The 24905-nt window shown below is 36.0% G+C and carries 29 protein-coding genes; 23 read left to right on the top strand and 6 right to left on the bottom strand.

Annotated elements, in window-relative coordinates; all coding sequences use genetic code 11:
- Positions 1–8: 8 nt before the first annotated feature.
- The 8 genes from ABXT69_RS07235 (at position 9) to ABXT69_RS07200 (ending at position 6458) form a co-directional block, all read left to right on the top strand.
- A complete protein-coding gene (locus ABXT69_RS07235) occupies positions 9–320 on the top strand; it encodes a pyrimidine/purine nucleoside phosphorylase (RefSeq protein ID WP_416677666.1) in 312 nt (103 codons plus the stop codon).
- A gap of 130 nt (positions 321–450) precedes the next feature.
- Positions 451–1284, top strand: coding sequence for an aminodeoxychorismate lyase (gene pabC / locus ABXT69_RS07230; protein ID WP_416677665.1), 834 nt, complete (start codon positions 451–453; stop codon positions 1282–1284).
- Positions 1275–2258 carry an endolytic transglycosylase MltG gene (mltG, locus tag ABXT69_RS07225; protein WP_416677663.1) on the top strand — a complete coding sequence of 328 codons (984 nt, stop codon included), beginning with the start codon at positions 1275–1277 and terminating at the stop codon, positions 2256–2258. The genes pabC and mltG overlap by 10 nt, the downstream gene beginning before the upstream one ends.
- Positions 2259–2274: 16 nt before the next feature.
- Positions 2275–2892 carry a dTMP kinase gene (gene tmk / locus ABXT69_RS07220; protein ID WP_416677661.1) on the top strand — a complete coding sequence of 206 codons (618 nt, stop codon included), beginning with the start codon at positions 2275–2277 and terminating at the stop codon, positions 2890–2892.
- On the top strand, positions 2889–3929 hold the full coding sequence (locus ABXT69_RS07215; RefSeq protein WP_416677660.1) for a DNA polymerase III subunit delta': 1041 nt from the start codon (positions 2889–2891) through the stop codon (positions 3927–3929). The genes tmk and ABXT69_RS07215 overlap by 4 nt, the downstream gene beginning before the upstream one ends.
- A complete protein-coding gene (gene hemL, locus ABXT69_RS07210) occupies positions 3929–5212 on the top strand; it encodes a glutamate-1-semialdehyde 2,1-aminomutase (protein WP_416677658.1) in 1284 nt (427 codons plus the stop codon). Before ABXT69_RS07215 ends, hemL begins: the two co-directional genes overlap by 1 nt.
- The gene (locus ABXT69_RS07205; RefSeq protein WP_416677656.1) at positions 5209–5811 is read left to right on the top strand and encodes a TIGR00730 family Rossman fold protein; all 603 of its coding nucleotides are present in this window, start codon (positions 5209–5211) and stop codon (positions 5809–5811) included. Before hemL ends, ABXT69_RS07205 begins: the two co-directional genes overlap by 4 nt.
- Positions 5802–6458: an HAD family hydrolase gene (locus ABXT69_RS07200; protein WP_416677654.1), complete on the top strand. Its 657-nt coding sequence runs from the start codon at positions 5802–5804 to the stop codon at positions 6456–6458. The genes ABXT69_RS07205 and ABXT69_RS07200 overlap by 10 nt, the downstream gene beginning before the upstream one ends.
- Position 6459: 1 nt before the next feature.
- Here ABXT69_RS07200 and ABXT69_RS07195 read toward each other — a convergent pair whose 3' ends face one another.
- From ABXT69_RS07195 to rpiA, 5 genes are all read right to left on the bottom strand, one after another.
- On the bottom strand, positions 6460–6975 hold the full coding sequence (locus ABXT69_RS07195) for a DsrE/DsrF/DrsH-like family protein (RefSeq protein WP_271537945.1): 516 nt from the start codon (positions 6973–6975) through the stop codon (positions 6460–6462).
- Between the two features lie 14 nt (positions 6976–6989).
- On the bottom strand, positions 6990–7214 hold the full coding sequence (locus ABXT69_RS07190) for a sulfurtransferase TusA family protein (RefSeq protein ID WP_271558474.1): 225 nt from the start codon (positions 7212–7214) through the stop codon (positions 6990–6992).
- A 47-nt stretch (positions 7215–7261) separates the two neighbouring features.
- Positions 7262–7672 carry a DUF6691 family protein gene (locus ABXT69_RS07185; RefSeq protein ID WP_416677651.1) on the bottom strand — a complete coding sequence of 137 codons (411 nt, stop codon included), beginning with the start codon at positions 7670–7672 and terminating at the stop codon, positions 7262–7264.
- Complete coding sequence (locus ABXT69_RS07180) at positions 7669–8100, bottom strand: YeeE/YedE family protein (RefSeq protein WP_416677649.1); 432 nt, start codon at positions 8098–8100, stop codon at positions 7669–7671. The genes ABXT69_RS07185 and ABXT69_RS07180 overlap by 4 nt, the downstream gene beginning before the upstream one ends.
- A gap of 82 nt (positions 8101–8182) precedes the next feature.
- The gene (rpiA, locus tag ABXT69_RS07175; protein WP_416677647.1) at positions 8183–8848 is read right to left on the bottom strand and encodes a ribose-5-phosphate isomerase RpiA; all 666 of its coding nucleotides are present in this window, start codon (positions 8846–8848) and stop codon (positions 8183–8185) included.
- 37 nt (positions 8849–8885) lie between these two features.
- On the opposite strand from rpiA, the gene rdgB reads away from it, so the two are divergent.
- The 6 genes from rdgB to ABXT69_RS07145 all read left to right on the top strand — a co-directional run bounded on the left by rdgB (position 8886) and on the right by ABXT69_RS07145 (position 13587).
- Positions 8886–9473 (top strand): RdgB/HAM1 family non-canonical purine NTP pyrophosphatase, encoded by a 588-nt coding sequence (gene rdgB / locus ABXT69_RS07170; protein WP_416677645.1) that lies wholly within the window; start codon positions 8886–8888, stop codon positions 9471–9473.
- Complete coding sequence (gene hemW / locus ABXT69_RS07165) at positions 9466–10599, top strand: radical SAM family heme chaperone HemW (RefSeq protein WP_416677643.1); 1134 nt, start codon at positions 9466–9468, stop codon at positions 10597–10599. Before rdgB ends, hemW begins: the two co-directional genes overlap by 8 nt.
- Before the next feature lie 100 nt (positions 10600–10699).
- On the top strand, positions 10700–11572 hold the full coding sequence (argB, locus tag ABXT69_RS07160) for an acetylglutamate kinase (RefSeq protein ID WP_416677641.1): 873 nt from the start codon (positions 10700–10702) through the stop codon (positions 11570–11572).
- Positions 11565–12425: a dihydroorotate dehydrogenase electron transfer subunit gene (locus tag ABXT69_RS07155; protein ID WP_416677639.1), complete on the top strand. Its 861-nt coding sequence runs from the start codon at positions 11565–11567 to the stop codon at positions 12423–12425. Before argB ends, ABXT69_RS07155 begins: the two co-directional genes overlap by 8 nt.
- A complete protein-coding gene (locus ABXT69_RS07150) occupies positions 12425–13063 on the top strand; it encodes a YggS family pyridoxal phosphate-dependent enzyme (protein ID WP_416677637.1) in 639 nt (212 codons plus the stop codon). Before ABXT69_RS07155 ends, ABXT69_RS07150 begins: the two co-directional genes overlap by 1 nt.
- A 32-nt stretch (positions 13064–13095) precedes the next feature.
- Positions 13096–13587, top strand: a complete 492-nt coding sequence (locus ABXT69_RS07145; protein WP_416677635.1) for an asparaginase domain-containing protein — start codon at positions 13096–13098, stop codon at positions 13585–13587.
- A gap of 17 nt (positions 13588–13604) precedes the next feature.
- Here ABXT69_RS07145 and ABXT69_RS07140 read toward each other — a convergent pair whose 3' ends face one another.
- The gene (locus ABXT69_RS07140) at positions 13605–14066 is read right to left on the bottom strand and encodes a c-type cytochrome (protein WP_416677634.1); all 462 of its coding nucleotides are present in this window, start codon (positions 14064–14066) and stop codon (positions 13605–13607) included.
- Positions 14067–14147: 81 nt separating this feature from the next.
- Between ABXT69_RS07140 and ABXT69_RS07135 the strand changes: the two genes are divergently transcribed.
- From ABXT69_RS07135 to nuoG, 9 genes are all read left to right on the top strand, one after another.
- Complete coding sequence (locus tag ABXT69_RS07135) at positions 14148–16667, top strand: AsmA-like C-terminal region-containing protein (RefSeq protein ID WP_416677632.1); 2520 nt, start codon at positions 14148–14150, stop codon at positions 16665–16667.
- The gene (tldD, locus tag ABXT69_RS07130) at positions 16664–18082 is read left to right on the top strand and encodes a metalloprotease TldD (RefSeq protein ID WP_416677630.1); all 1419 of its coding nucleotides are present in this window, start codon (positions 16664–16666) and stop codon (positions 18080–18082) included. The genes ABXT69_RS07135 and tldD overlap by 4 nt, the downstream gene beginning before the upstream one ends.
- Positions 18083–18176: 94 nt before the next feature.
- Complete coding sequence (gene ndhC, locus ABXT69_RS07125) at positions 18177–18533, top strand: NADH-quinone oxidoreductase subunit A (RefSeq protein WP_271537725.1); 357 nt, start codon at positions 18177–18179, stop codon at positions 18531–18533.
- 12 nt (positions 18534–18545) lie between these two features.
- Positions 18546–19025, top strand: coding sequence for a NuoB/complex I 20 kDa subunit family protein (locus ABXT69_RS07120; protein WP_271537727.1), 480 nt, complete (start codon positions 18546–18548; stop codon positions 19023–19025).
- A 3-nt stretch (positions 19026–19028) separates the two neighbouring features.
- Positions 19029–19643, top strand: coding sequence for an NADH-quinone oxidoreductase subunit C (locus tag ABXT69_RS07115; RefSeq protein ID WP_416677629.1), 615 nt, complete (start codon positions 19029–19031; stop codon positions 19641–19643).
- A 2-nt stretch (positions 19644–19645) separates the two neighbouring features.
- A complete protein-coding gene (locus tag ABXT69_RS07110; RefSeq protein ID WP_416677627.1) occupies positions 19646–20899 on the top strand; it encodes an NADH-quinone oxidoreductase subunit D in 1254 nt (417 codons plus the stop codon).
- A complete protein-coding gene (nuoE, locus tag ABXT69_RS07105) occupies positions 20896–21369 on the top strand; it encodes an NADH-quinone oxidoreductase subunit NuoE (protein WP_416677625.1) in 474 nt (157 codons plus the stop codon). Before ABXT69_RS07110 ends, nuoE begins: the two co-directional genes overlap by 4 nt.
- Entirely contained in the window at positions 21366–22667 is a 1302-nt protein-coding gene (gene nuoF, locus ABXT69_RS07100) for an NADH-quinone oxidoreductase subunit NuoF (protein WP_416677623.1), read from the top strand. The genes nuoE and nuoF overlap by 4 nt, the downstream gene beginning before the upstream one ends.
- Positions 22660–24903 (top strand): NADH-quinone oxidoreductase subunit NuoG, encoded by a 2244-nt coding sequence (gene nuoG, locus ABXT69_RS07095; protein ID WP_416677621.1) that lies wholly within the window; start codon positions 22660–22662, stop codon positions 24901–24903. Before nuoF ends, nuoG begins: the two co-directional genes overlap by 8 nt.
- Positions 24904–24905 lie beyond the last annotated feature (2 nt).

Here is a 24905-nt window from a genome sequence, read left to right as displayed (position 1 = left end):
AGTACATTATGTCAACATTTAAAAATGTAGAAATTAGTAAAGAGGCTAACATTTATTTTGATGGCAAGGTTACAAGTAGAAAGGTTAAATTCAGAGATGGAGTAGTTAAAACTCTGGGAATTATGATGCCAGGCTCCTTTGAATTTGGCACTGAGCAGAATGAATTAATGGAAATTACAGCTGGTGAAATGAATGTATTGTTAGCTGGAAAAACTGAATGGCAAATGATTCAAGGCGGGGAATCGTTTGAGGTTCCTGCAAACAGCTCTTTTAAGCTGGAAGTAAAATCTGTAGTAGATTACTGCTGCTCTTACTCATAAACAAGGCTATTCTTGATTCTTTTCTTTATAGAGCTTTGTTTGGTTGACTCGCATTCTCTCAATTAAGGTAGCTATAAGGTTTACTTTTCTTTCGCTATAATTTATTCTTACACAAAGACAAAATCATGATATGAATCCAGTTGTATTGATTAATGGTGAAGAGCAGGACAAGATTTCTATTTTTAACCGAAATATGCAGTATGGCGACGGTTTATTTGAAACTTGTGTTGCTAGGGATAATCAAATTTTATTTTGGCCACGTCATTATTCTCGCTTAGAAATAGGTTGCGTAAAACTTAACATTAATAAGATAGATGAAGTTATATTGCTGAGCGATATAAAGAAGGCATTTGAGTTATCTTCGAAGAAAAATTGCATTGTTAAGTTGATCTTGTCACGTGGTGATTCTCTCAGAGGGTATGGCTATAGAGATGACATTGAGCCTGTAAGAGTTGTTATTGTCTCTGAAATGTATCAACCTTTATTTAATAAAGAATTTTCTCTTGAATATGCAATAAGTGGTTATCATTCAAATCCACAATTAGCTGGCATAAAGCATTGCAATAGGCTTGAACAGATTTTAGCAAGGTCTAACTTGTCAAGTAATGAGGCAATTATGCTGGATGAAAAAGAAAATATCATCTCGGTAACACAAGGCAATATCTACTATATATTTGGAAATAAGTTATTAACACCTAAACTAGATTGCTGCGGTGTTGTGGGTAGCAGAAGATCGCTTATTCTTGAGCTTGCAATGTCACTTAAAATTGAAGCTTTAGAAAGTAATATTTCTATTAATCAAGCCCAAAAGGCCGACGAGGTATTTATTTCAAATAGCGTGATAGGTATTCAGCCTGTCCATTCAATTGAGAGTTATAAGTTTGGCAAAAATCCACTAACAGAAAAGATTCAAAAAGCATTTTTATCTAAAACAAAAGAAATTAGTTCGTGGACATGTCCATAAGCGATAAGAATAAAAAGTTTTCAAAATTAGCAGCTTTACTTGTTTTGCTATTATTTGCAATCTGGTCCCTTTCTTCGAAAGATATGATGGTTACTGAAAGCCATATATTTGAGGTTAAAAAAGGATCTTCAATGGGCTCTATTGCCAAAGAACTGAGTAATAAGGGACTCATAAAGTCTGAGTTATTTTTTACATCATTCAGTAAGTTTCTTAATGCTAATAAGAAATTAAAGTCAGGTTATTATGAGATATTGCCAGGCACAAGTGTATGGACTTTTATAGATAAAATTTCAACAGGATCTGTTCTTTCGACAAAGGTGACCTTGATAGAAGGTAAGACTATTAAATTTTATTTCAATCAATTAAGTAATGATCCTTCTATTAAGCCTAGTGGCTCTCTTAAAGAGGTAATGACATCAATTGGTATTAATGAGCCATATGATGGATGGTTTTTTCCTGAAACATATAGTTTTAATTATGGAGAGAGCCTTGAGAATGTATTGAAAAGGGCTCATCAAGAATTGATGAAAAATTTAATGGTATTGTGGGATCAAAGAGATAAAGGTTTGCCACTTAAGTCACCGTATGAAGCTATTATCCTAGCCTCTCTAATAGAAAATGAAACAGCACTAGATGAAGAAAAATCATTAATTTCAGGTGTATTTATACGTAGACTTAATGAAGGGATGCGGCTTCAAACTGACCCAACTGTTATTTATGCTTTAGGAGATGCTTACTCCCCTCCACTTAAGAAGAGTGATTTAAGGATAAACAGTTTATATAATACCTACCGCAATAAAGGGCTACCACCAGGAGCAATTTCTTCTGTAGGTTATCAGTCTCTGTTCGCCGCCCTTAATCCTTCAAGCAATACTGACTTATATTTTGTTTCAAAAAAAGATGGTAGCCATGCTTTTGCACCAAACTATGAGAAACATAAAGAAAATATCAAGAAATATTTAAATAATAACTAGTCTAAAATTGAAAGTTATGAATAAAGGAAAATTTATTACAATTGATGGTGTTGAAGGTTCTGGTAAAAGTACTCAAATTGATCTTATTTGTAGTTATTTGCAGCGAAAAAGTATAGATGTTGTAAGAACTCGTGAGCCAGGTGGTACTGATCTAGGTGAAAAAATTCGTTCACTATTGCTTGATGTTGATAATAAAGAAATGCATAGTGATACAGAGTTATTGCTAATGTTTAGCTCCCGTAATGAGTTAATACAGAATAAAATTATCCCTGCTCTAAATAAGGGCTCTTGGGTTGTTAGTGATCGATTCACTGATGCTTCATTTGCTTATCAAGGCGGAGGTAGAATGCTTGACTTAAATCGTATTTCTAAGCTTGAAAGCTGGGTATTAGGTGAATTTCAACCAAATTTAACGTTGTTTCTTGATGTGAGTGTTGATGTTGGAATGCAAAGAGTAGAAGCAAGAGCAGCCAAAGATAGGATTGAGTTGGAGGAAAGAGCCTTTTTTGAACGGGTGCGCTCAGTTTTTATTGATAGATCTAAATCCTATCCAGAGAGAATAAAATTAATTGATGCAAGCGGCTCAATAAGTGAAATTCATAACAACATAAAATTATTTTTAGACGTATTATGAATTTGCCTTGGCATAGTAGTGCTCATAAAAAGATAAATAAAATGATTGATCAGAATCATTTGCCGCATGCGCTTCTTATTACTGGAGTTCAAAAGATAGGTAAATTCGAATTTGCCCAAACCCTAATTCAAAAACTCCTATGCAAAGATTCATCCTGTGGGAGCTGTGCAGTCTGTTTATCTTTAACAAAAGATGAGCCAAATGCTAATTTAGAGCATAGTGTATTAATACGACGATCGCATTATCCAAACTTAATTTATTGCCGAGCTGAACTAAATGACTCAGGCTCTATGTCTAAGGATATTCGTGTAGATCAGATTCGTGCTTTTTGTGAATCACTTGGAAAAACAGCTGACTCACTGCAAATTGGCATTATTTTTTACGCGGACCAAATGAATGTAAATGCTGCAAATGGTCTTTTAAAGACTCTAGAAGAGCCTAGAAAAAATACTCTTATTATTTTATTAGCACACAATGCTCGCTCACTTCCGCAAACTGTTTTATCTAGATGCCAGACTATCCATATCAATCCCACATATGAGCAAGAAAGCGCAGATTGGCTCTCAAAAAATATTGACAAAGATTCAAGAGATGATTTTGATGCTTTGCAGCTATTAGAAGGCTCCCATGGAATACCTTATAAGGCCCTAGAGGATTTAAAGGGGGACTACTTTTTTCACTATCAAAACTGGCAGAATTCACTATTGGAGATTGCAATAAGCCCAACTAAGATATACGATACTGCAATATTTGACGGAAATGAAATTGGGGTTTTGAAATGTTTACAACAGCTAATTAATGAAGGGATAAAAATAAAAATCTTAAATCATGAAGGGGCTAATCTAGAGCTAAATAGGGTTGTTGAGAGAGCATCTAGTAATTATTTATTTAATCTGCAAGATGATATTAATTCTGCGATTTCTATGTCACAAACTACTGTCAATATGAAGTTATTATTGGATAATGTATTAATTGTCTGGTCACATATTTCTCATTTAAAAAAATACCCAACTATTACTAATATTCAGGAAAACTAATGAATCGATCATCAGCATTATTTAAAGAGGCTCAAGACTATATGCCTGGAGGCGTGAATTCGCCTGTTCGTGCCTTTAATGGTGTCGGTGGAACTCCAATATTTTTTGAGCGTGGAGAAGGTGCTTATCTTTATGATGTAGATGGCAATTCTTATATTGATTATGTAGGCTCTTGGGGGCCAATGATTTTAGGGCATGCTAATCCTGTAATTATAGATTCAGTAAAAGCTGTTTTAGAGAAAGGATTGGGTTTTGGGGCGCCTACTGAAATTGAAACATCTCTTGCAAAGAAAGTTTGTAAGCTTGTTCCTTCAATTGATTTAGTTCGGATGGTGAGTTCAGGTACTGAAGCAACTATGAGCGCAATTCGCTTGGCTAGAGGGTATACAGGGCGAGATAAAATTTTAAAATTTGAGGGTTGTTATCATGGTCATTCTGACTCTTTATTGGTAAAAGCAGGTTCAGGTGCATTAACTTTAGGTGTGCCAACTTCGCCTGGAGTGCCAAAAGACCTGGCGAAACATACTCTGACACTTGAATATAATAATTTAGAGGTTGTGGAGGAATTATTTTCTGAGATGGGCGAAGAAATTGGATGCATTATTGTTGAGCCAGTTGCAGGAAATATGAACTGTATTCCTCCAAAAGAAGGATTTTTACAAGGTCTACGTAAGATTTGTGATGAATATGGTGCTGTGCTTATTTTTGATGAGGTGATGACAGGTTTCCGGGTGGCTTTAGGTGGTGCTCAAGAGTTTTATAATGTTAAACCTGATCTTACTGCCTTAGGAAAAGTGATTGGAGGTGGCCTTCCTTGTGCTGCGTTTGGAGGGAAGAAAGAAATTATGAATCAAATTGCCCCTCTTGGACCTATTTATCAAGCTGGAACACTCTCTGGAAATCCTCTTTCAATGGCTTCTGGACTTGCCATGTTGAGCGCTTTGGAATCTGATAAATCTTTTTATGAAAACCTTGGTAAGCGCTCTCAGTATTTAGTTAATGGAATAGTTTCTGAAGCTAAAGCACAAAATATTCCGATGACAAGTAATAGTGTTGGAGGAATGTTTGGTTTATTTTTCAGTTCTGAAAAAAAGGTTAGTAACTTTTCTCAAGCATCAAGCTGTAATATAGAACTATTTAAGAAATTTTATAATGCGATGCTGAAGCAAGGGATCTATCTAGCGCCATCTGCATATGAAGCGGGCTTTCTATCAAATGCTCACACAGATGATGACCTTGATAAAACTATCAATGCAGCTGCAACTGCATTTTCTTTAATATGAGCTTAGTAACGGTTGGCGCTGAATTATTGGCTGCAAAACAGCGACTTCAGATATTTAAAAATAATGTTACTGTTTTTGGCTCCGCTAGAATTAAGCCGACAGACCCTTTGTATAATGATGCTTATGAGCTAGGAAAAAGTTTATCTAATAGTGGCTATAACGTATTTACTGGTGGCGGTCCTGGCATCATGAGTGCTGCAAATAAGGGGGCGTATGAGGGGAAATCAAAAAGTATAGGTCTGAATATTGAACTACCACAAGAGCAATCTAGTAATCCTTATCTTGATGAGAATATTACATTTGACTACTTCTTTTCTCGAAAGGTTATGCTTGTCAAATACTCTAGTGCTTGTGTGTACTTTCCTGGAGGTTATGGAACTGCAGATGAGTTAATGGAGGTTTTGACTCTAATGCAAACTAACAAAATGAAAAAAGTTCCAATAATTTTGTACGATTCAAAATTTTGGGCATCATTACTTTTGTGGATTGAGCAGTCAGTCGAAAAATCCTATGTAAGTAAAGAAAATTTTGAATTAATAAGAGTGGTTGACTCAATTGAAGAAATTATTGATATTGTGGAAACAGAAGTATGTCTTTAGCAATTTTTGATCTTGATAATACTCTGATCGGCGGTGACAGTGACCACTTATGGGGCGAGTTTTTATGCGATGAAGGTATCATTACTGATCGCCAATCATTTCAAAAAAAGAATGATTATTTTTATCAACAATACGAATTAGGCTTATTAGATATATATGCATGGGCAGAGTTTAGTTTTGAGATACTAGCGCGACACTCCATAAAGGAGTTAGGTGAGCTCCATCATAAATTTATGACTGCAAAAATTGAACCAATTATTTTAGATAAGGCTCAAAATTGTATAGATAATCATAAAAAAAATGGAGACACAGTTCTCGTCATAACAGCCTCAAATACCTTTGTTACTTCTCCAATTGTCAAGAGGTATGGGATCGACCATTTACTGGCAACTGAGCCTGAAATAAAGTTAGGGCGTTACACTGGAAAGATTTCTGGGACTCCATGCTTTCAGTCAGGAAAAATAGATAATTTAATGCCATGGATGGCTAAAAATAATGAAACATTAGAAGGTTCTTCTTTTTATTCAGACTCGCATAATGATCTTCCACTCTTGGAGTTAGTTGATCACCCAGTTACAATAAATGCTGACAAAATTTTAACCTTAGAGGCTAAGAAAAGGGGCTGGTTGAATCTAGACTGGCGTTAGTCTAGATAAACAAATCTTGGCTAGATTTATCGGCAACATCAAGATAAGTTGCGGCTCCAGCAAATTCTATTCCTTCAATAAAGTCATCTCTTGAAAATCCAAACATACCCATTGTCATTTCGCAGGCAATAAATTTAACACCCATTTCAACACAAATAGATCTCAGCTCCTCAATTGAAGCCATACCATTATTTTTAAAGGTTTTTAGCATCATTCGAGTTGCAAAAAGTTCCATACCAGGGATGTTCCAAAAAATATTTGGAATTTTTTGGCTAAAATCTATAGCTTGAAACCACTTTGGGCCAAATGGCATTTTCATTGGCATATCTGGATTTCCTTGAGGTGATATACGAAGATGTGACAAATCCTTAAGGAGAAGGTTTAAGCCATAAAAAGTGCAAAAAACTGTCACTTCTTTGCCCATCGCAATACCTGTTGAAGCTAGTATAAAGGGCGGATATGCCCAGTCAAGAGTGCCTTTAGAGGCAATAACAGTCATTTCTTTTGAGTTAGGCATTTTTGTTTGGTAAATTAATTTTTTTGAATATTAAAGATGATTTTATTTCCATCATTTTTTTGTGACAATAACTTATGACCAAGTTGGTTGCAGAAGGCTTCAAAGTCTTTTTTTGAACCTTGGTCTGTGCACGTTACTTCAATTACCTCATCCGTGTTCATTTTGGCTAATGCCTGCTTAGTTTTTAAAATAGGCATTGGACATGCATAGCCGCACATATCTAGAGTTTGATCTGCCATAATGTACCTTAAGGATTAATTAAGAGTATTTTAGTTGCTAATTAACTCTATTTTATCGTATTTTTTTTAACTAAAACACCTGCAGCCATTGAAATTAGGAAGACTAGGGTAATTGGATCAAAGGTTGCTAATGCTGAGATTGCGGGTCCAGGACAAAGACCAACAAGCCCCCAACCAATTCCAAATAGTGATGAACCTATAATTAGTTTTTTATCTATATTTTGTTTAATAGGCAAATTAATTTTATCACCTAGGGCTGAAAGTTCTTTATTTTTTAAGAAGTAAAAGAATGGGCCTGCAGTAATAATAGCCCCACCCATAACAAATATTAAAGAGGCATCCCAGTTGTGGGTAATACTTAAAAAACCTATGACTTTTTCGGGATTTGTCATTCCTGAAATAACTAAACCAATACCAAATATAATCCCGCAAATTAAAGAGATAATTTTATCGTTCATAAGTAAATCCCAAACTGCTGAAGAACAGCAACAGTAAGCATTCCAATTGCTACAAAAATGCCAGTAGCGATTATAGAGCTTGTTGATAGCCTTCCAATTCCACAAATCCCATGCCCAGAAGTACAGCCCCCTCCAAGTCTTGTTCCAAAACCAACTAAAAAACCACCTGGAATAATTAAAAGATAAGAGTGGGTTATGTTGAATGCTACAGGAGCACTGGAGGCAATAAAATTGAAGTAAATTAAAGGCCCAATTACTAATCCAAGTAAAAATGCAAGATTTGAAAGCCTTTGAGAGGCTTTAGTTATGGCATTTTCAAAAATTCCACTAATTCCTGCCAGCCGGCCTGTCATATAGAAATAAAAAACTACAGAGAGTCCAATGATTACGCCTCCTAAAAGAGCGCTAAAAGGTGTAAAGTTGTTCATTAATATAAAGCTAAAACAAAATCTAATTTAATTACTTTAATCATAACAGAATTATTCAATTGTTTAAAGGACGGTAAATAAGTCAATCTGAAACTATTGTTTTTACGCCACTCTCAGACCCCAAAAGAAGAATATCGGCACCTCGATTTGCAAATAGTCCATTAGTAACAACCCCAACAATATTATTTAATCTATTTTCAAGAGTTTTAGGATCATCTATAGTTAGATCATGTATGTCAAGTATTAAGTTACCATTATCTGTTGTTAGCTCTTCTCTTAAGATTGGATTGCCTCCAATAGATTTAATAATTTCACGTTTTACATAGTTTGCAGCCATAGGAATCACTTCAATTGGCAAAGGAAATTTACCCAGCACATCAACAAGTTTAGATTCATCAGCTATACAAATAAATTGGTTAGAAACTGCAGCAACTATCTTTTCACGTGTCAGTGCTCCACCTCCACCCTTTAATAAATTGAGCTGATGATCTGATTCATCAGCACCATCAACATACACTGAAATTTCTTTAATTTCATTCAAATTAACCACGTTTATTCCGTGGCCCCTAAGCCGATTTTCAGTATCAATTGAGCTCGCTACAGTTCCTTGAACTGAATCTTTAATTGTAGCAAGTTGATCAATGAAAAAATTTGCTGTTGAGCCTGTTCCAACGCCTATAATAGTCCCTGGAATAACATACTTAAGTGCTGCTTTTGCAACCTCATTTTTTAATTCGTCTTGGGTCATTTTCTCTTAATTTTTTTGTTCAAAATTATTATACACTATGAAAAAAATAATCCTTGCAACAGGCAATGAAGGCAAAGTTAGAGAACTTAATGACATGCTTAAGGGCCACTATAACGTAATTTCTCAGAATGATATGCAAGTCAAAGAAGTTCCTGAAACTGGTACTACATTTATTGAAAATGCATTAATTAAAGCTAGAAATGCATCTCTCCACTCGAAATTACCAGCCCTAGCAGATGATTCTGGTCTTCAAGTCGAGGCTCTTAATGGTGATCCAGGTATTTATTCTGCGAGGTATGCTGGAGTGGATGCAACGGACAAAGATAATATTGAAAAGCTTATTTTAAATATGGATCAGTATAGTAATCGCAAAGCTCATTTTTGTTGTGCGATGGTCTTTATTCATAGTGCTAATGATCCAAGCCCAATCATTATTGAAAAGCAATGGGAAGGAGAGTTGTTGAGAGAACCAATAGGCGTTAATGGTTTTGGCTATGACCCTATTTTTTATTTGCCAGATCATGATTGTAGCTCAGCTCAGCTTCAGCCCCATGTAAAAAATGAGATATCACATCGAGGACAGGCTTTAAGTGAACTCTTAAAGCAACTATTATCTTTTGAATAATTTTCTGGAACTGCCACCACTCGCTCTCTATATCCACTATCCATGGTGCTTAAAGAAATGCCCATACTGTGATTTTAACTCGCATGAGGGGTCAATTCATAATGGCTATATTAAGGCTTTACTTAAAGACTTAGATGATGATTTAAAGTTTATTCAAAACCGCAAAATCCATTCAATTTTTATTGGTGGTGGAACACCAAGTTTGATGAGCATAGAGGATGCTTATGAGTTGTTTTATGGTTTAAATGAAAGGCTATCAATATCAAAAAACATTGAAATCACACTTGAGGCGAACCCAGGAACATTTGAAGTAGAAAAATTTTCTGAATTTCGAAAGGTAGGCATTAATCGCCTTTCAGTTGGAGTGCAATCATTCAAGGACAATCAGCTTAAATTTTTAGGAAGAATTCATAGTGGAGGTAATGCCTTGAGGGCAATTTCTGAAGCTAAAAAAGTAGGCTTTGATAATTTGAATATTGATCTAATGTATGGCCTAAAAGATCAAACTATTGATATGTGTCTTGAAGATGTGATGCAAGCAATTGAATTAAAGCCGAGTCATATTTCTTTTTATCAGCTAACCCTTGAGCCAAATACATTGTTTGCAAAATACCCACCAAAACTTCCAATTGATGAAAAGATATGGGATATGGGTGAGCAAGGTGCTGCCCTATTAAATCAGAATGGGTTCAGACAATATGAAGTATCAGCTTATAGTGAGAGGCCATCAGAACATAATATAAATTATTGGAAATTTGGAGATTACATTGGCATTGGCGCTGGAGCACATGGAAAGATAACAGATGTTGAGTCTCAACAAATATTTAGAACACTTAAGCCTAAATCACCAAAGGACTACTTATCTAAAATGCAAGCTGGAGTAGATATTTCAACTAAAAAAGAAGTGGATAATATAGCTTTTGAATTTATGCTTAATAGTCTTAGATTAAAAGATGGTTTTAGCTCTTCATTATTTGAATCAAGAACGGGGTCATTAATCAAATCTTTGAGTTCAGAGCTAGGAAGAGCAGAAAATCTTGGTTTATTAGAAAATAAGAATAATTGGATAAAGCCCACATCGAAAGGTTTTAATTTTCTTAACGAGCTGCAAGAAATTTTTTTATAAAATGCCTTTTAATTAATTCTATTAAAAAAATTAGGTAAAGCCTGACAATAGGGTTTATGGCTGTTAAAATACTTTCTAGTTTTTATAAACTTATAACAATATGAAATCTCATACAATTGCTGACGTTCTAACAGAGTCTTTACCTTATATCCAAAAGTTTAAAGGCAAGACAATTGTCATTAAATATGGTGGAAATGCTATGGTTGATGAGGACTTAAAATCAAGTTTTGCGCGCGATATAGTCCTTATGAAATCTGTCGGTATGAATCCTATTGTGGTTCATGGCGGCGGCCCTCAAATAGGTAAAACACTTGAAAAACTAGGTAAAAATAGTAAATTTATAGATGGTATGAGAGTAACTGATAGCGAGACTATGGATGTTGTTGAAATGGTTCTTGGCGGCCTAGTTAATAAAGAAATTGTTAATCTTATTCATCAGCATGGTGGAAATTCTATTGGGCTTACTGGCAAAGACGGGCGGCTTATTACAGCAAAGAAACTGAAGACTAAGGTTGAACCTACTTCAGAAATTATTGACTTAGGCCACGTAGGACAAGTTGATCAAATAGACGTTTCAGTAATTAACTTGTTATTACAAGGTGATTTTATTCCTGTCATTGCGCCAATTGGTGTTGGTAAAGATGGCTATTCATACAATATAAATGCAGATCTAGTTGCAGGCGCAATTGCAGAGTCATTAAATGCTGAAAAGCTTATTCTTCTTACTAATACTGTTGGTTTGCTGGATGATGATGGAAAACTTATGACTGGAATGAGCTCGAAGACGGTCAAAAAACTGATTGATGATGGAACAATTCATGGCGGTATGCTTCCCAAGATTGGGTGCGCTTTATCAGCAGTTGAAAATGGCGTGGAAGCGAGTCATATTATTGATGGCAGAGTTTCTCATGCAGTTCTTTTGGAGGTCTTCACTGACTCTGGTGTTGGAACGTTAGTTACAAAAAATGGTTAAAAGTAATCGAGATACAATTAGTGTTAATGATTGTCAGATATTAGCTCACTATAAATATGAAGCAGAGCAATATATTATCACTCTAGCTTCAAAAGAGATTGCAGAAAATACTCAACCTGGTCAATTCGTTCATCTTTCTGTTTCAGGAATGCTTGCTATGAGAAGGCCTATTTCCGTTATGTCAGTTGATAAGGAAAATGGAACCTTTGATCTTCTTTATAAAATTGTTGGAGAGGGAACTAGGCAGTTGGCAGATCGTAAAATTGGAGACGTGTTGTCGGTTATTGGGCCCATTGGTAAAGGGTTTAAAATGACTGATAAAAAAATTCCACTTTTGATAGGTGGTGGCGTTGGAATGCCTCCAATTATAGCAATTGCTCAAAATATAAAAGATAATGATTACTTTAATCCATACGTTATCTTAGGCTCTGAAGTGCCATTTCCTTTTGACACTGTCGTAAGTAACCTAGGCGGGTTTTATTCTTCAAAAATTCATACTATGCCTTTACTGGAAGAGTGGGGCATACAGGCTGGACTAACAAGTCTACAAAACTTTGAAGGGGTATATGAGGGTTATGTGACTGGTTTAGCAAAAGAATATTTAGATAGTTTATCCAAAGATGATTTGTTAAATGTTGAAATTTTTTCTTGCGGGCCTCACCCTATGCTTGAAGCTGTCTCTAAATTAGCTAAAGACTTCAACTTGCCTTGCCAGGTCTCACTCGAAGAATATATGGCTTGTGCTGTTGGTGGCTGTGCTGGATGCGTTGTTGAGGTTCAAACTGAGAATGGCCCAGCAATGAAAAGAGTTTGTGTTGATGGCCCAGTTTTTGAAGCGCAGACAGTTTTTTAATGATTGCTGATAATTTAAAGTGGGTAACTTCACGTATAAATTCAATTGAATGTAATCACGAAGTGCAGTTAATTGCAGTTAGTAAAACTCGATCTATTGCTGAAATCAAAGAGGCTGTAAATGCTGGTCAAGTTCATTTTGGAGAAAACTATTTACAAGAATCCCTCGATAAAATTTCTTTTTTTAAAGAAAGTAAACTAATTTGGCATTTTATTGGTCCAATCCAATCAAATAAAACAGCCTCAATAGCAGAAAACTTTGATTGGGTCCATAGCATTGATAGGCTTAAAATTGCAAAAAGACTCAGTGATCAAAGAGACCCTAGCCTAGGAAAGCTCAATATTCTTATTCAGATAAATATTGACGAAGAGCAGACTAAGTCTGGCTTGCTTCTTAAAGATGTAAATGAAATTATTTCAGACGTGAGTGACTTGCCTAATATATCTTTGAGGGGCTTTATGTGTATTCCAAGTCCAAAAAACTCAGCTATGAGTTTTAAAGAGATGGCAAATTTAATATCAAAATACCCTTTTCTTGACTCACTTTCGATGGGCATGTCCTCAGATTTAGAGCTTGCGATAAAAAATGGTGCAACCTTAGTCCGAGTTGGAACTGATATTTTTGGACCAAGAAGTTAATTGTTAATGCATTTTTTTGGGATGATAATGATATGAAAGTAAGACTACTTATTACGGGCGGAACGATTGATAAGGTTTATAACCAGTCAAATGGTGAGCTTGAGTTTGATAAAACACACTTTCCAGAAATGATTTCTAGATCAAGAATTGAAGTGGACTTGACTCTTGAGCAGGTTCTTCTCATTGATAGTTTAGATATGGTTGATGCAGATCGAGATTTAATAATAGATAGGTGTATTAGTTGTGAGGAGAAATTTGTTTTAATTACTCATGGAACCGATACCATGTGTGATACAGCAAAACTTTTAGGTGAGGCCTCAATTGACAAAACAATTATTTTATTTGGATCGATGGTGCCTTATGCAGTGAATAATTCAGATGCTTTGTTTAATTTTGGGTGTGCCTTAGGGTCTCTTCAGTTACTAGAATGCGGTGTTTATGTTGTAATGAATGGAAGGGTTTTACCATGGACTGATGTTGAAAAAAATAGGAGTTTAGGCGTCTTTCAGGCTCTAAACTCATAAGTTTCAATCATAGCTCTTTACTTTAGGCTTTCAAGCATATACTGAACTGTTAGTTTGATTTCGTTATCTGAGCAATCCATACAAGTTCCTCTTGCAGGCATGCCACCCTTTCCTGCAATAGCAGATAAAGTAAGTTTTTCAAGACCTAAATCAATTCTTGGAGCCCAGTCTTCCAAAGAGGCATACTTAGGTGAACCCATTACTCCAGAGTTATGACAACCTTGGCAGTTAGCACTATATATTTCTTCTCCAGAGCGCTCAGCTTTTTCTGAGCTTTCAGATGAGGCAACAACAATGCTACTATCAATCCGAACTTCGCCTATAGGTTTTATTCTTTCAAGTAAGGCGCTATCAATCATAACATCACTATTAGATGCCTCTTCACTTGATGAGTTTAGAGCTTTGTAGCCAATAAAAAGCATAGCAAGAACCCAAACGATAATCATTAGTTTTGTAGAACCTTTAGAACCCTGACTCATTGCGCCTTTCCTTAGATTATATTAAATTCCGGAATATTATACATTTGGTTATAATAACTTGCAGTTTAATGCAATAAAAATATGCTTAAAAAAACTCTATTACGAAGCTTCAATGTTTTAAAGATTAGCACATGGTTAGCTGCATTTATTGCTTTTGCTTTATTAGTTGTTGTTGCTTTTTTTATATTGTTCCCTCAGACGATTAAAGGATCAATTGAAGATCGCCTCTCTCAAGTCAGTGGGTTGAGCGTTGGTATCGATAAAATTTCTTTAGAATTTCAAGATAATGAGCTTGTTTTGGCAGTTAGAAATGTTGAAATTAGCGCGAAAGGCTTAGAACCTATTGCCTCAATAGATGTTCTGAGATGGGACGCTAATTTAATTGCTCTATACAGAGGAATTGAAATACCTGGCCATATTGATGTGAATGAATTATTAATCGACACCTCTTCGATTGATGAGTATGTTTCGATTATAAACACAGACTCAGTTTTATCTAGTTTTGGATTGTCTGGACTTTTGGCGCTTAAATCGCTTTCTATTAATAGTACTAAGTTAATTGGAGATCAGTCAGTTGAGCTTGCGCCTATCGAAATAACTAGAAACAAACAAAAAATAAGTTTATCAATGAGAGACCAGTCTATTTTTAGTAGCCCTCAAGTTCCTAAACTTGGAAGAATAGTAAATATAAGTAGCACTATTGATGTTTCAAAAGCAAGAGAGGATAGAATTGCAGTCATTCCTTTTTCACTAAAAAATGAGGATTTTAGTCTTTCGGCTCAGCTTAAAATTTTTACTCAGCAAGACAAAGTGTATCTCGAGTTTGAGAGTTATATTGATCAGATTGAAGTTTCAAAAATTAATCAAAATATACCCGATATTCTTGCTAATACTGAGGGTGCTCGATGGATGAATGATGTTTTGACTGAAGGTGTTTTGACTGATATTAAGCTGACAACTCGTTTTAATATGTCGGGTGATCTTGAGTTGCCAAATACAAAATTTTCTGCAACCCTTGATAAAGCAAAAGTAAATATTAGTTCGAATTGGCCTTCTATTGAAGAGTTGGATGCAAAAGTTACTTTTTCAAATGATTATTTAAAGATAGTTGGAAATAAAGCAAGTATAGATGGCATTGATTTAAGTTACTTGAGTATCACTTCAAGAGATTTTAATCAGCCTGATGCAGTATTGTCAATAAATGGAAGATTTAATTCAAAAAGCAAGAAGATTGCTAAATTTATAACCCAGTCTTCAGTTCCTGTAAAAATTAAAAGTTACTTTGATGAGTTTGAGCTTAATGGAAAGTTGTGGGGTAATGTTAATTTAGAAGTACCACTTCAAAAAACTAGTGGTCAAAAAACTAAAATTGCTTTTGATATGTTCGCATCTGAAAATTCATTATCCCTTCTTACAGGAAAATTAAAAGTTGATGAATTTAGTTCGCAATTTTCTTTTAATGATGGATTAATTAGAACAAGAGGTAAAGGCCTTATTGGTGGTGAACTTTTTCAAATAGCCCTCAACCCTAAAGAGTGGATAAATGACCAAGATAATAACTTTAGAGTTAAGTTAAGTCACTTGGCTAGTGTCACTGATGTATATGTTACTAAGAATAAAGCTAATCAATGGATGAGCATAATTGAGTCAGATAATTTACAAAGTGATGCCAGCTTAAAAATTGATGAAAATGGTAATTATTTTGTTAACTTAAAAAGCTTAAATATCGAGAGTTTTGAGAATGTAGATTCATGGAAGTTAACGCCAAATATTTTTCCTAGTTTTCATTTATCCTCAAAGAACGCCAAGTTTAATGGCAAAACTATCCCTAATTTTGAAGTAGATCTAATAAATAATGGAAATGTAATGGAAATTAAAAATCTAATATTTGAAAATATTGGCCTTAGTAATGAAGACTTAGTTTTTAATGGGAATTGGCTTAATGGAAAGACTTTACTTAGAGCAAAAGCATCAAATGATAACTTATCAAACTTTTTAACTAAATTTGGCGTTGATGAGCCCGTTATTGGAGGAGGTTTTAATGTCGATTTGAGGTTATATTGTGACTGTGAGCCATGGCAGGTTTCTACGAAAAGTGTTAGTGGCTTTATGAAAGCAGATGTCGAAAAAGGAGTTTTTACTAATCAAGATCCAAATCTTATCAAGCTCCTTTCTTTTATCAATCTTGAGTCTATTGCAAATAGGTTAAGGCTTTCAAGAGGTGAATTGAGAGAACAGGGCTATGTATATGACCAAATAAATGCTAAGTTATTATTTAATGATGGAGTCGCTAAGGTAGATTATTTTCTAGTTGAAAGTGAAGAGAGTGATATTGAGCTTACTGGCTCTGTTGACCTAATTAAAAGAGACTATAATTTAGCAGCAAATGTGCAGCCTTCAATCGCTGATACAATTCCACTTGCCACCTATTTAGCTGGAGGTGGACTGGCTGGATTGGGAGTATGGGCTGCAGATAAAATGCTTTTTGGCGGTAAGGTTATTGGTGGATTACTAGATAATGCTGTTGAAATAACATTTATGATTTCTGGCCCATGGTCTGAACCAATTATTGAAAAACTAGATGGAGTTAAAGTTTTATGATTAATCAATTACTTAGTGATCACAATATTAATGAGAGTGAAGTATATAACTTACTTAGTTCATTATCTAAAACTGGCTCAGAATATTCTGATTTATACTTTCAACACTCGGTTGCAGAGTCATGGGTCCTCGATGAAGGGATAGTAAAAGATGGGTCCTATAATATTAGTCATGGCGTTGGTGCAAGATGTGTTTCAGGCGATAAAACTGGCTTTTCTTATTCTGATGACCTAAATATTAAAGCTATTCAAGGAGCTGTAGATTTTGCAAAAGGTATATCTAATAGAAGCTCTAGCAAAAATCCTGAGATTTTAAAGACTATTAATTATCCTGCTAAGTATGCTGCTTTAAGTCCACTTGATAGTTTAACTTCAAAGGAAAAAGTTGATCTACTGAGGGAAATTAATTCGATTGCAAGAAAAGAACCAAGGGTTGTCCAGGTTAGTGCCTCTCTATCTGGAGCCTATACAGAGGTATTAATTGCTTCAACAGACGGCGTATATCAAATAGACTATAGGCCAATGGTTAGAGTAAGCGTAACGGTTATTGTGGAGCATAATGGACGGATAGAGCAAGCTTCAAGTGGCGGGGGTGGTCGTTATAATTATGACTACTTTGCAAGTAATTCGCTTGCTGAAACTTATACTAAAGAAGCTCTTCGATTGGCCTTTGTTGCGCTTGAATCTAAAGATGCACCAGCTGGGAAAATGCCTGTTATTTTAGGTTCTGGATGGCCTGGTGTCTTATTGCATGAAGCTATTGGGCATGGCCTAGAAGGAGATTTTAATCGAAAGGGGAGCTCTGTTTTTAGTGGGAAAATTGGTGAAAAAATTGCAAGTGAAAAATGTACTATTGTGGACAATGGAACAATTGCTAATCGTCGTGGTAGTCTCACAATTGACGATGAAGGAACGCCAACTCAAGAAACAACATTGATAGAGAATGGAATATTAAAGGGCTATATGATGGACAAGATGAATGGTCGACTAATGAATAAGCCTAGTACTGGCAATGGGAGGCGAGAATCTTATGCTCATATTCCAATGCCAAGAATGACTAATACCTATATGCTAAATGGAAAGGATCATTTTGAAGACATGGTTTCCTCGGTTGAGAATGGAATTTATGCAAAGAATTTTGATGGTGGACAGGTTGACATTACTTCTGGAAAATTTGTTTTTTCAGCTAATGAAGCCTATTTAATAAAAAATGGAAAAATAACAACTCCTATAAAAGGAGCTACCCTTATTGGTGCTGGAGATGAGGTTCTTCATCAAATTTCTATGGTTGGTGATGATTTAAAGCTTGATCCAGGGGTTGGTGTTTGCGGAAAAGATGGTCAAAGTGTTCCGGTTGGTGTGGGGCAGCCCAGTTTAAAAATTGACATGCTAACCGTTGGTGGAACTCAGCTGTAGTTTGTTGTCTTTTTTGCAATTATTTGAAGGCTAATAACTAGCTGTTTTCCAATAATCTTGTTATAATATCTCGTTGTTTAATTTAGGATAAACAATGCTCGAAAATTATTTGCCAATTATTGTATTTATATTCCTTGGAATAGCCTTTGGAGTAGGACTTACGTTGGTTGGTTATCTTCTCGGTCCAAGCAATCCTGGTGAGGAAAAAAATTCTCAGTTTGAGTGTGGATTCCCTGCATTTGATGACTCGCGGATGCACTTTAATATCCGCTACTATCTTGTTGCTATTTTGTTTGTTCTTTTTGATTTAGAAGTGGCATTTTTTATTCCCTGGGCAGTAGTCCAAGCAAAACTTGGGTGGTTTGGATTTGTGGCTATGTCTATTTTCTTACTTCTACTCGTAGTTGGTTTTATTTTTGAATGGAAGAAAGGCGCATTAGAGTGGGAATAATGAGGATTAAATATGGCTATTGAAGGTTTAATGAAGGAAGGCTTTGTTACTACATCACTTGATAAGGTTATTAACTGGGCAAGGACTGGATCGCTATGGCCAATGACTTTTGGTCTTGCATGTTGTGCTGTTGAAATGATGGAAGCGGGTTCAGCTCGTTATGATCTTGATCGTTTTGGGATTGTTTTTCGTCCAACTCCACGCCAGTCTGACCTGATGATTGTTGCTGGGACCCTAACAAATAAAATGGCGCCAGCATTGCGGAAAGTTTATGACCAAATGCCGGATCCAAAATATGTTCTTTCAATGGGTTCTTGTGCAAATGGTGGCGGCTATTACCATTATTCTTATGCTGTTGTTAGAGGCTGTGATCGCATTGTGCCTGTTGATGTTTATGTTCCTGGATGCCCACCAACAGCGGAAGCTCTTCTTTATGGCATTCTTCAGCTCCAAGATAAAATTCGAAGAACTAACACGATTGCTCGCACTTAAGTTATGAAAGAATTTAAGAAAAATTTAGCTAAAGCTTTTGGCAAAAAAAATCTAAGCGAGTCTTTCGATGAGTTAACGCTTGTTATTAATAGTGATGATGTTATTGAGGTTTGCACACAATTACGGGATGATTTTAATTTTGATATTTTGATTGACCTTTGCGGAATTGACTACTTGACCTATGGTGAGTCAGATTGGAATGGAAATGCCAGCTCTTCAGGTTTTGGAAGAGCCCGCCAAGCACAAAAATCCTCAAATAAAAAGGACCAACGTTTCGGAGTTGTTTACCATCTCCTTTCAGTCTCAGACAATCAGAGGTTAAGAGTCAAAGCAGTTCTCTCTTCAGAAAACTTAATGATTAAATCTGTAACGAAAATTTGGAATTGTGCGGACTGGTATGAAAGGGAAGCATTTGATTTGTTTGGAATCTTGTTTGAAAACCACAATGATCTGAGAAGAATACTGACAGACTACGGCTTTGTTGGCCACCCTCTAAGAAAAGATTTTCCAATGATTGGTGAAGTTGAGATGAGATATGACGAAGAGCTAGGAAGGGTAGTTTACGAGCCTGTAAGCATTGAGCCAAATATAAATGTCCCTAGAGTCATAAGGAAATAACTATGTCTGAAATGAAAAACTACACGCTTAATTTCGGACCGCAGCACCCTGCTGCTCATGGAGTTCTTAGATTGATTCTTGAGCTTGATGGTGAGGTTGTAGAACGTGCGGATCCTCATATTGGACTTCTTCATAGAGGCACCGAGAAACTAGCAGAGTCTAAACCTTATAACCAGTCTATTGGATATATGGATCGCCTTGATTACGTCTCTATGATGTGCAATGAGCATGCCTATGTTATGGGTATAGAAAAGATGTTGGGCCTTAAAATTCCAGAGCGAGCTGAGTATATAAGGGTCATGTTTGATGAAATTACCCGAATCATGAACCACCTAATGTGGATTGGAACTCACGCATTAGATGTCGGCGCTATGAGTGTTTTCTTGTATGCTTTTCGAGAGCGAGAGGCTCTAATTGATTGTTATGAAGCAGTAAGTGGCTCAAGAATGCACGCAACTTACTATAGACCAGGTGGAGTCTATAGAGACTTGCCAGACAAGATGCCTCAATATCTAAAGTCTAAGTTAAGAAGTGATAAAAAGCTTGAAGAGATTAATAGAAATCGTCAAGGCTCGTTACTAGACTTTATTGAAGATTTTGCGATTAATTTTCCAAAAAGTATTAAGCAATACTCTGATTTATTGACTGATAACAGGATTTGGAAGCAGAGGCTTGTAAATATTGCTATTGTATCTGCTGAGCGTGCAAAACAACTTGGATTTACTGGAGCAATGCTAAGAGGCTCTGGAGTCGAGTGGGATATTAGAAAAAATGAGCCCTATTCAGTTTATGAAAAATTAGAATTTGATGTTCCAGTTGGCTTAACTGGTGATTGCTATGATCGATACCTTGTCCGAATGGAAGAGATGCGCCAATCAACTAGAATTATAAATCAATGCGTTTCATGGCTTAAAGCTAACCCTGGACCAGTAATGTCAGATGATCATAAAGTTACTCCTCCAAACCGTGAAGCTATGAAGGATGATATGGAGTCATTGATTCATCACTTTAAATTATTTACTGAAGGGTTTTGTATTCCTGAAGGTGAGAGTTACACTGCAGTTGAGGCGCCCAAAGGTGAGTTTGGAGTTTATCTAGTTTCAGATGGAGCCAATAAGCCGTACAGAGTGAAAATTAGAGCGCCTGGATTTCCTCATCTTGCATCAATGGACGAGATGTCAAAGGGCCATATGCTTTCAGATGTAGTGACCATTATTGGTTCTCAAGATATTGTTTTTGGGGAGGTTGACAGATGATTTCTGATCAAGCAAAAAAAGAAATTGATTTTTGGGTGACAAAATATCCAGAGGGAAGGCAAAGTTCAGCCGTAATGCAGGCACTAACAATTGTTCAGAATGAAAATAATGGGAGCTTGACGGGCGAATTAATGCAAGAGGTTGCTGATCACCTTCAAATGCCATCCATTAGCGTCCAAGAGGTTGCAACTTTTTATGAGAACTATAACCATAAACCAGTTGGCAAGCATATTATTCGATTCTGTCACAATATTTCTTGCATGCTTAATGGCTCAGATGAGCTCATCTCATATCTTGAAGAAAAGTTAAAGGTAAAAACTGGTGAGGTAAGTAAGGATGGACTGGTAAGTGTTAAGAAAGTTGAGTGTTTGGGTGCCTGTGTTGGCGGTCCAATGTGCCAGATTGGCGATCAATACCATGAACATTTAACGCCGAGTAAATTAGATAATATTTTGGATAATTTAAAATGAATGAAGTCTGCTTTAAAAACTTAGATAAAAAAAACCCAGCAAGTTTTGCAACCTATGAATCAACAGGTGGTTATAAAGTTTGGAGAAAAATTCTTAATGGAGAGTTAACTCCTGAGGATATTCTTGCTGAATTAAAAACATCAGGATTAAGAGGGCGAGGTGGAGCAGGTTTTCCAACTGGCTTGAAGTGGAGTTTTATGCCTCGCAACCAAGAAGGACAAAAATATGTAGTTTGTAATTCTGATGAAGGTGAGCCGGGCACTTGTCATGATCGAGATATTCTTAGATACAATCCTCATTCTGTAATTGAGGGGATGGCTATTGCAGGCTTCGTAATGAATGCAACTGTTGGCTATAATTATATTCGTGGTGAATTCATGGAGCCCTATTACCGTTTTGAAGAAGCTTTAAAAGATGCTTATGATGCAGGGTTACTTGGTAAGAGTATTCAGGGGAGTGCGGTTAGTTTTGATTTATATACTCATTTAGGTGCTGGAGCTTATATATGCGGAGAAGAAACCGCATTATTAGAGTCTCTTGAAGGCAAAAAAGGTCAGCCAAGATTTAAGCCTCCTTTTCCAGCAAATGTAGGATTATATGGTAAGCCAACAACCATTAATAATACTGAGACATTTGCTAATGTTCCAGAAATTTTGACTCAAGGCGGGCAGTGGTTTGCTGATTTAGGAGTTGAAAATTCGGGTGGTACAAAATGTTTCTCAGTTACAGGTAATGTAAAGAATCCTGCTAATTTTGAAGTTCCAATGGGTACGCCATTTACTAAGTTGCTTGAATTAGCTGGTGGCCTTAAAGAAGGTAGAAAACTAAAGGCTGTAATACCTGGTGGCTCATCAGTGCCTCTTCTTTCAGCTGATAGTGCCATGAGTATGACAATGGATTATGACAGTATTGCAAATGCCGGCTCAATGCTTGGTGCAGGCTCAGTAATCATAATGGATGACACTACATGCATGGTTAAAACCCTAACACGATTAGCTCACTTTTATTATGATGAGTCATGTGGACAGTGCACTCCTTGTCGAGAAGGTACGGGTTGGCTCTATAGAGTATTGCAACGTATTTTAGATGGTAATGGAAAAAATGAAGATTTAGACTTGCTTGTTTCAGTTGGTGAGAAAATAAGTGGCAATACTATTTGCGCCCTTGGTGACGCAGCGGCAACCCCAGTTGAGAGCTTTATAAGACATTTTAGACATGAGTTTGAATACTATATTAAGCATGGTAGAAGTATCGTAGAAAGTGAGCACAATTTAATTGAGGAAGAGGCAATTGTCTGAAATTGAATTTGAAATTGATGGCAAATTAGTTTTCGCTAATCAAGGCGACTCTATTATTTCTATTGCGGATAGAGAAGGTATTGATGTACCTCGTTTTTGCTACCATAAAAAGCTATCAGTTGCAGCAAACTGCAGGATGTGTTTAGTTGATGTTGAGGGTGTTCCAAAAGCCCAGCCAGCTTGCTCTACTCCTGTTGCAAATGGTATGAAAATTCATACTAGAAATGATAAAGCTAAGAGTGCACAAAAAGCGGTGATGGAATTCTTACTAATTAATCATCCTCTTGATTGTCCAATATGTGACCAAGGTGGTGAGTGCGAACTTCAAGATGTGGCAATGGAGTATGGGACAGATGTTTCAAAATTTAACTTAGGAAAACGAATAGTTGCAGACAAAGGTATTGGTGCATTAATTCAAACTGACATGACTCGATGTATTCACTGTACTCGTTGCGTTCGTTTTGGCGCAGAAGTTGCAGGTATAGTTGAAATGGGTGGAACTGGAAGGGGTGAAGGCGTAAAAATCGAGCCATTTTTAACTGAAGGTATTCAATCAGAGCTTTCTGGAAATATGATTGATGTTTGCCCAGTTGGCGCTCTAACTTCAAAGCCATTTAGGTATGAAGCCAGAACCTGGCAAATGAATGCCGTGGAAACGATTGCAAGGCATGACTTGATAGGGTCAAATATTTATACCCAAACATATAGAGGTAAGGTTAAAAGAGTTGTTGCAAGAGATAATGAATTAGTAAATGAAACTTGGATTTCTGATCGTGATCGCTTTTCATACGAAGGACTAAATCATGAAAGCCGAGCATTACACCCTAAAATTAAAAAGAATAACAAATGGCAGGAAGCCAGTTGGGAAGTTGCTCTTGATTTTGCGATTAGCGGCCTGAAAAAAAATGCGCAAAATCCAAATCAATTGGGCGTATTAGCTTCAAAAAACTCAACACTAGAAGAATATTATTTGATGCAAAAATTAGCTCGTAGTTTTGGCTCAGAAAATATTGATTATCGTTTAGATAAGGCAGACCTGAGGATTGGAAGTTCGATGCTTTCAAATATTTCTTTATCTGAAATGGAATCAATAGATCATGCTTTAATTGTTAATTCATACCTTCGATTAGAGCAACCAATGATCAATCATCGTATTAGAAAGGCAACTTTAAATGGCGCCTCAGTTAATACGATTAATAATAAAAAGTTTGACTTTAACTATCGGACTAATTTAGAAGTTTTATCTTCTCCGCAAAAAACTGTATTAATGCTTCAGTCTGTCCTCAAATCTCTTCATGACAAGACTAAGACTCCAGCTCCAAAGCACTTATCTAAGATCAAAGTTGATGATAGTCAAAATAAAATTGCAGATGACTTAATTACTGCAGAAAGACCAGTGATTATTATAGGGGAGCACGTAAATAGTAATATATCTTCTTCAGATATTATGAATATTATTTCTGAAATTGCAACGCTTGCGAATGCAAAAATTGCCAACTTAAGCCATAGTGGAAACTCATTATCTGCTGAAAAAGTTGGATTTAAGCCTTCTAATAAAGGAAAAAATGCAACCTCAATGCTTTCTGAAAATACTAAAGCATTTTTACTGATGGACGTTGATTTTAACTATGACTTTATTAACCCAAAATTAGCTGCCGATACTTTTAATAAAGATGATGTCTTTGTTGTTTCACTTAATAGTTTTGAAGATGAAGCGTCTCAAATAAACTGTGATGTAATATTACCGTTAGCTAGCTTTTATGAAAGTTCAGGTACACATATAAATTTTGATGGCATTGCTCAATCATTTAGTGCCTCAGTTAAAGGTCCAGGAGACTCTAAACCAGGCTGGAAAATTATTAAAGTTCTTGCAGATTTATTTGAGTTCAAAGGTTTTGAATATACCGATTCAACTCAAGTAGCTGATGAAGCGCTTGCTATTACTTCAATTGGAAATAATGATATTGTTGATAAGAATACTAAAGCAACCGATGATTCTAAAATTGCAATTCACTGGCAGTATTCGCCTTATGCAGTCGATGGAGTAACTCGCAAAGCTAAATCTCTCCAAGAAACACCAATTGGAAAAATGAATGCTGCATTTATTTCTTTAGTAACGGCCAAAGAGTTGAAGCTTTCAGTTGGTGATTTGTTTCATGGAGTTCCAGTTTCTATTAATGAAACTGTTGCTGATGGATGTGTCTTTGTTCATACTTATCAATCGAGAAAGGGATAGGA

The sequence above is a fragment of the Candidatus Pseudothioglobus sp. Uisw_016 genome, from assembly GCF_048087635.1.
Lineage (GTDB): Bacteria > Pseudomonadota > Gammaproteobacteria > PS1 > Pseudothioglobaceae > Pseudothioglobus.
The sequence above is the reverse complement of the archived record's forward strand: the minus strand, read 5'-3'. Positions and strand labels throughout refer to the sequence as shown.

Coding starts and splice junctions, on each gene's coding strand:
- ABXT69_RS07235 (WP_416677666.1), top strand. CDS start 9: ATGTCAACATTTAAAAATGTAGAAATTAGTAAAGAGGCTAACATTTAT.
- pabC (WP_416677665.1), top strand. CDS start 451: ATGAATCCAGTTGTATTGATTAATGGTGAAGAGCAGGACAAGATTTCT.
- mltG (WP_416677663.1), top strand. CDS start 1,275: ATGTCCATAAGCGATAAGAATAAAAAGTTTTCAAAATTAGCAGCTTTA.
- tmk (WP_416677661.1), top strand. CDS start 2,275: ATGAATAAAGGAAAATTTATTACAATTGATGGTGTTGAAGGTTCTGGT.
- ABXT69_RS07215 (WP_416677660.1), top strand. CDS start 2,889: ATGAATTTGCCTTGGCATAGTAGTGCTCATAAAAAGATAAATAAAATG.
- hemL (WP_416677658.1), top strand. CDS start 3,929: ATGAATCGATCATCAGCATTATTTAAAGAGGCTCAAGACTATATGCCT.
- ABXT69_RS07205 (WP_416677656.1), top strand. CDS start 5,209: ATGAGCTTAGTAACGGTTGGCGCTGAATTATTGGCTGCAAAACAGCGA.
- ABXT69_RS07200 (WP_416677654.1), top strand. CDS start 5,802: ATGTCTTTAGCAATTTTTGATCTTGATAATACTCTGATCGGCGGTGAC.
- ABXT69_RS07195 (WP_271537945.1), bottom strand. CDS start 6,975: ATGCCTAACTCAAAAGAAATGACTGTTATTGCCTCTAAAGGCACTCTT.
- ABXT69_RS07190 (WP_271558474.1), bottom strand. CDS start 7,214: ATGGCAGATCAAACTCTAGATATGTGCGGCTATGCATGTCCAATGCCT.
- ABXT69_RS07185 (WP_416677651.1), bottom strand. CDS start 7,672: ATGAACGATAAAATTATCTCTTTAATTTGCGGGATTATATTTGGTATT.
- ABXT69_RS07180 (WP_416677649.1), bottom strand. CDS start 8,100: ATGAACAACTTTACACCTTTTAGCGCTCTTTTAGGAGGCGTAATCATT.
- rpiA (WP_416677647.1), bottom strand. CDS start 8,848: ATGACCCAAGACGAATTAAAAAATGAGGTTGCAAAAGCAGCACTTAAG.
- rdgB (WP_416677645.1), top strand. CDS start 8,886: ATGAAAAAAATAATCCTTGCAACAGGCAATGAAGGCAAAGTTAGAGAA.
- argB (WP_416677641.1), top strand. CDS start 10,700: ATGAAATCTCATACAATTGCTGACGTTCTAACAGAGTCTTTACCTTAT.
- ABXT69_RS07155 (WP_416677639.1), top strand. CDS start 11,565: ATGGTTAAAAGTAATCGAGATACAATTAGTGTTAATGATTGTCAGATA.
- ABXT69_RS07150 (WP_416677637.1), top strand. CDS start 12,425: ATGATTGCTGATAATTTAAAGTGGGTAACTTCACGTATAAATTCAATT.
- ABXT69_RS07145 (WP_416677635.1), top strand. CDS start 13,096: ATGAAAGTAAGACTACTTATTACGGGCGGAACGATTGATAAGGTTTAT.
- ABXT69_RS07140 (WP_416677634.1), bottom strand. CDS start 14,066: ATGAGTCAGGGTTCTAAAGGTTCTACAAAACTAATGATTATCGTTTGG.
- ABXT69_RS07135 (WP_416677632.1), top strand. CDS start 14,148: ATGCTTAAAAAAACTCTATTACGAAGCTTCAATGTTTTAAAGATTAGC.
- tldD (WP_416677630.1), top strand. CDS start 16,664: ATGATTAATCAATTACTTAGTGATCACAATATTAATGAGAGTGAAGTA.
- ndhC (WP_271537725.1), top strand. CDS start 18,177: ATGCTCGAAAATTATTTGCCAATTATTGTATTTATATTCCTTGGAATA.
- ABXT69_RS07120 (WP_271537727.1), top strand. CDS start 18,546: ATGGCTATTGAAGGTTTAATGAAGGAAGGCTTTGTTACTACATCACTT.
- ABXT69_RS07115 (WP_416677629.1), top strand. CDS start 19,029: ATGAAAGAATTTAAGAAAAATTTAGCTAAAGCTTTTGGCAAAAAAAAT.
- ABXT69_RS07110 (WP_416677627.1), top strand. CDS start 19,646: ATGTCTGAAATGAAAAACTACACGCTTAATTTCGGACCGCAGCACCCT.
- nuoE (WP_416677625.1), top strand. CDS start 20,896: ATGATTTCTGATCAAGCAAAAAAAGAAATTGATTTTTGGGTGACAAAA.
- nuoF (WP_416677623.1), top strand. CDS start 21,366: ATGAATGAAGTCTGCTTTAAAAACTTAGATAAAAAAAACCCAGCAAGT.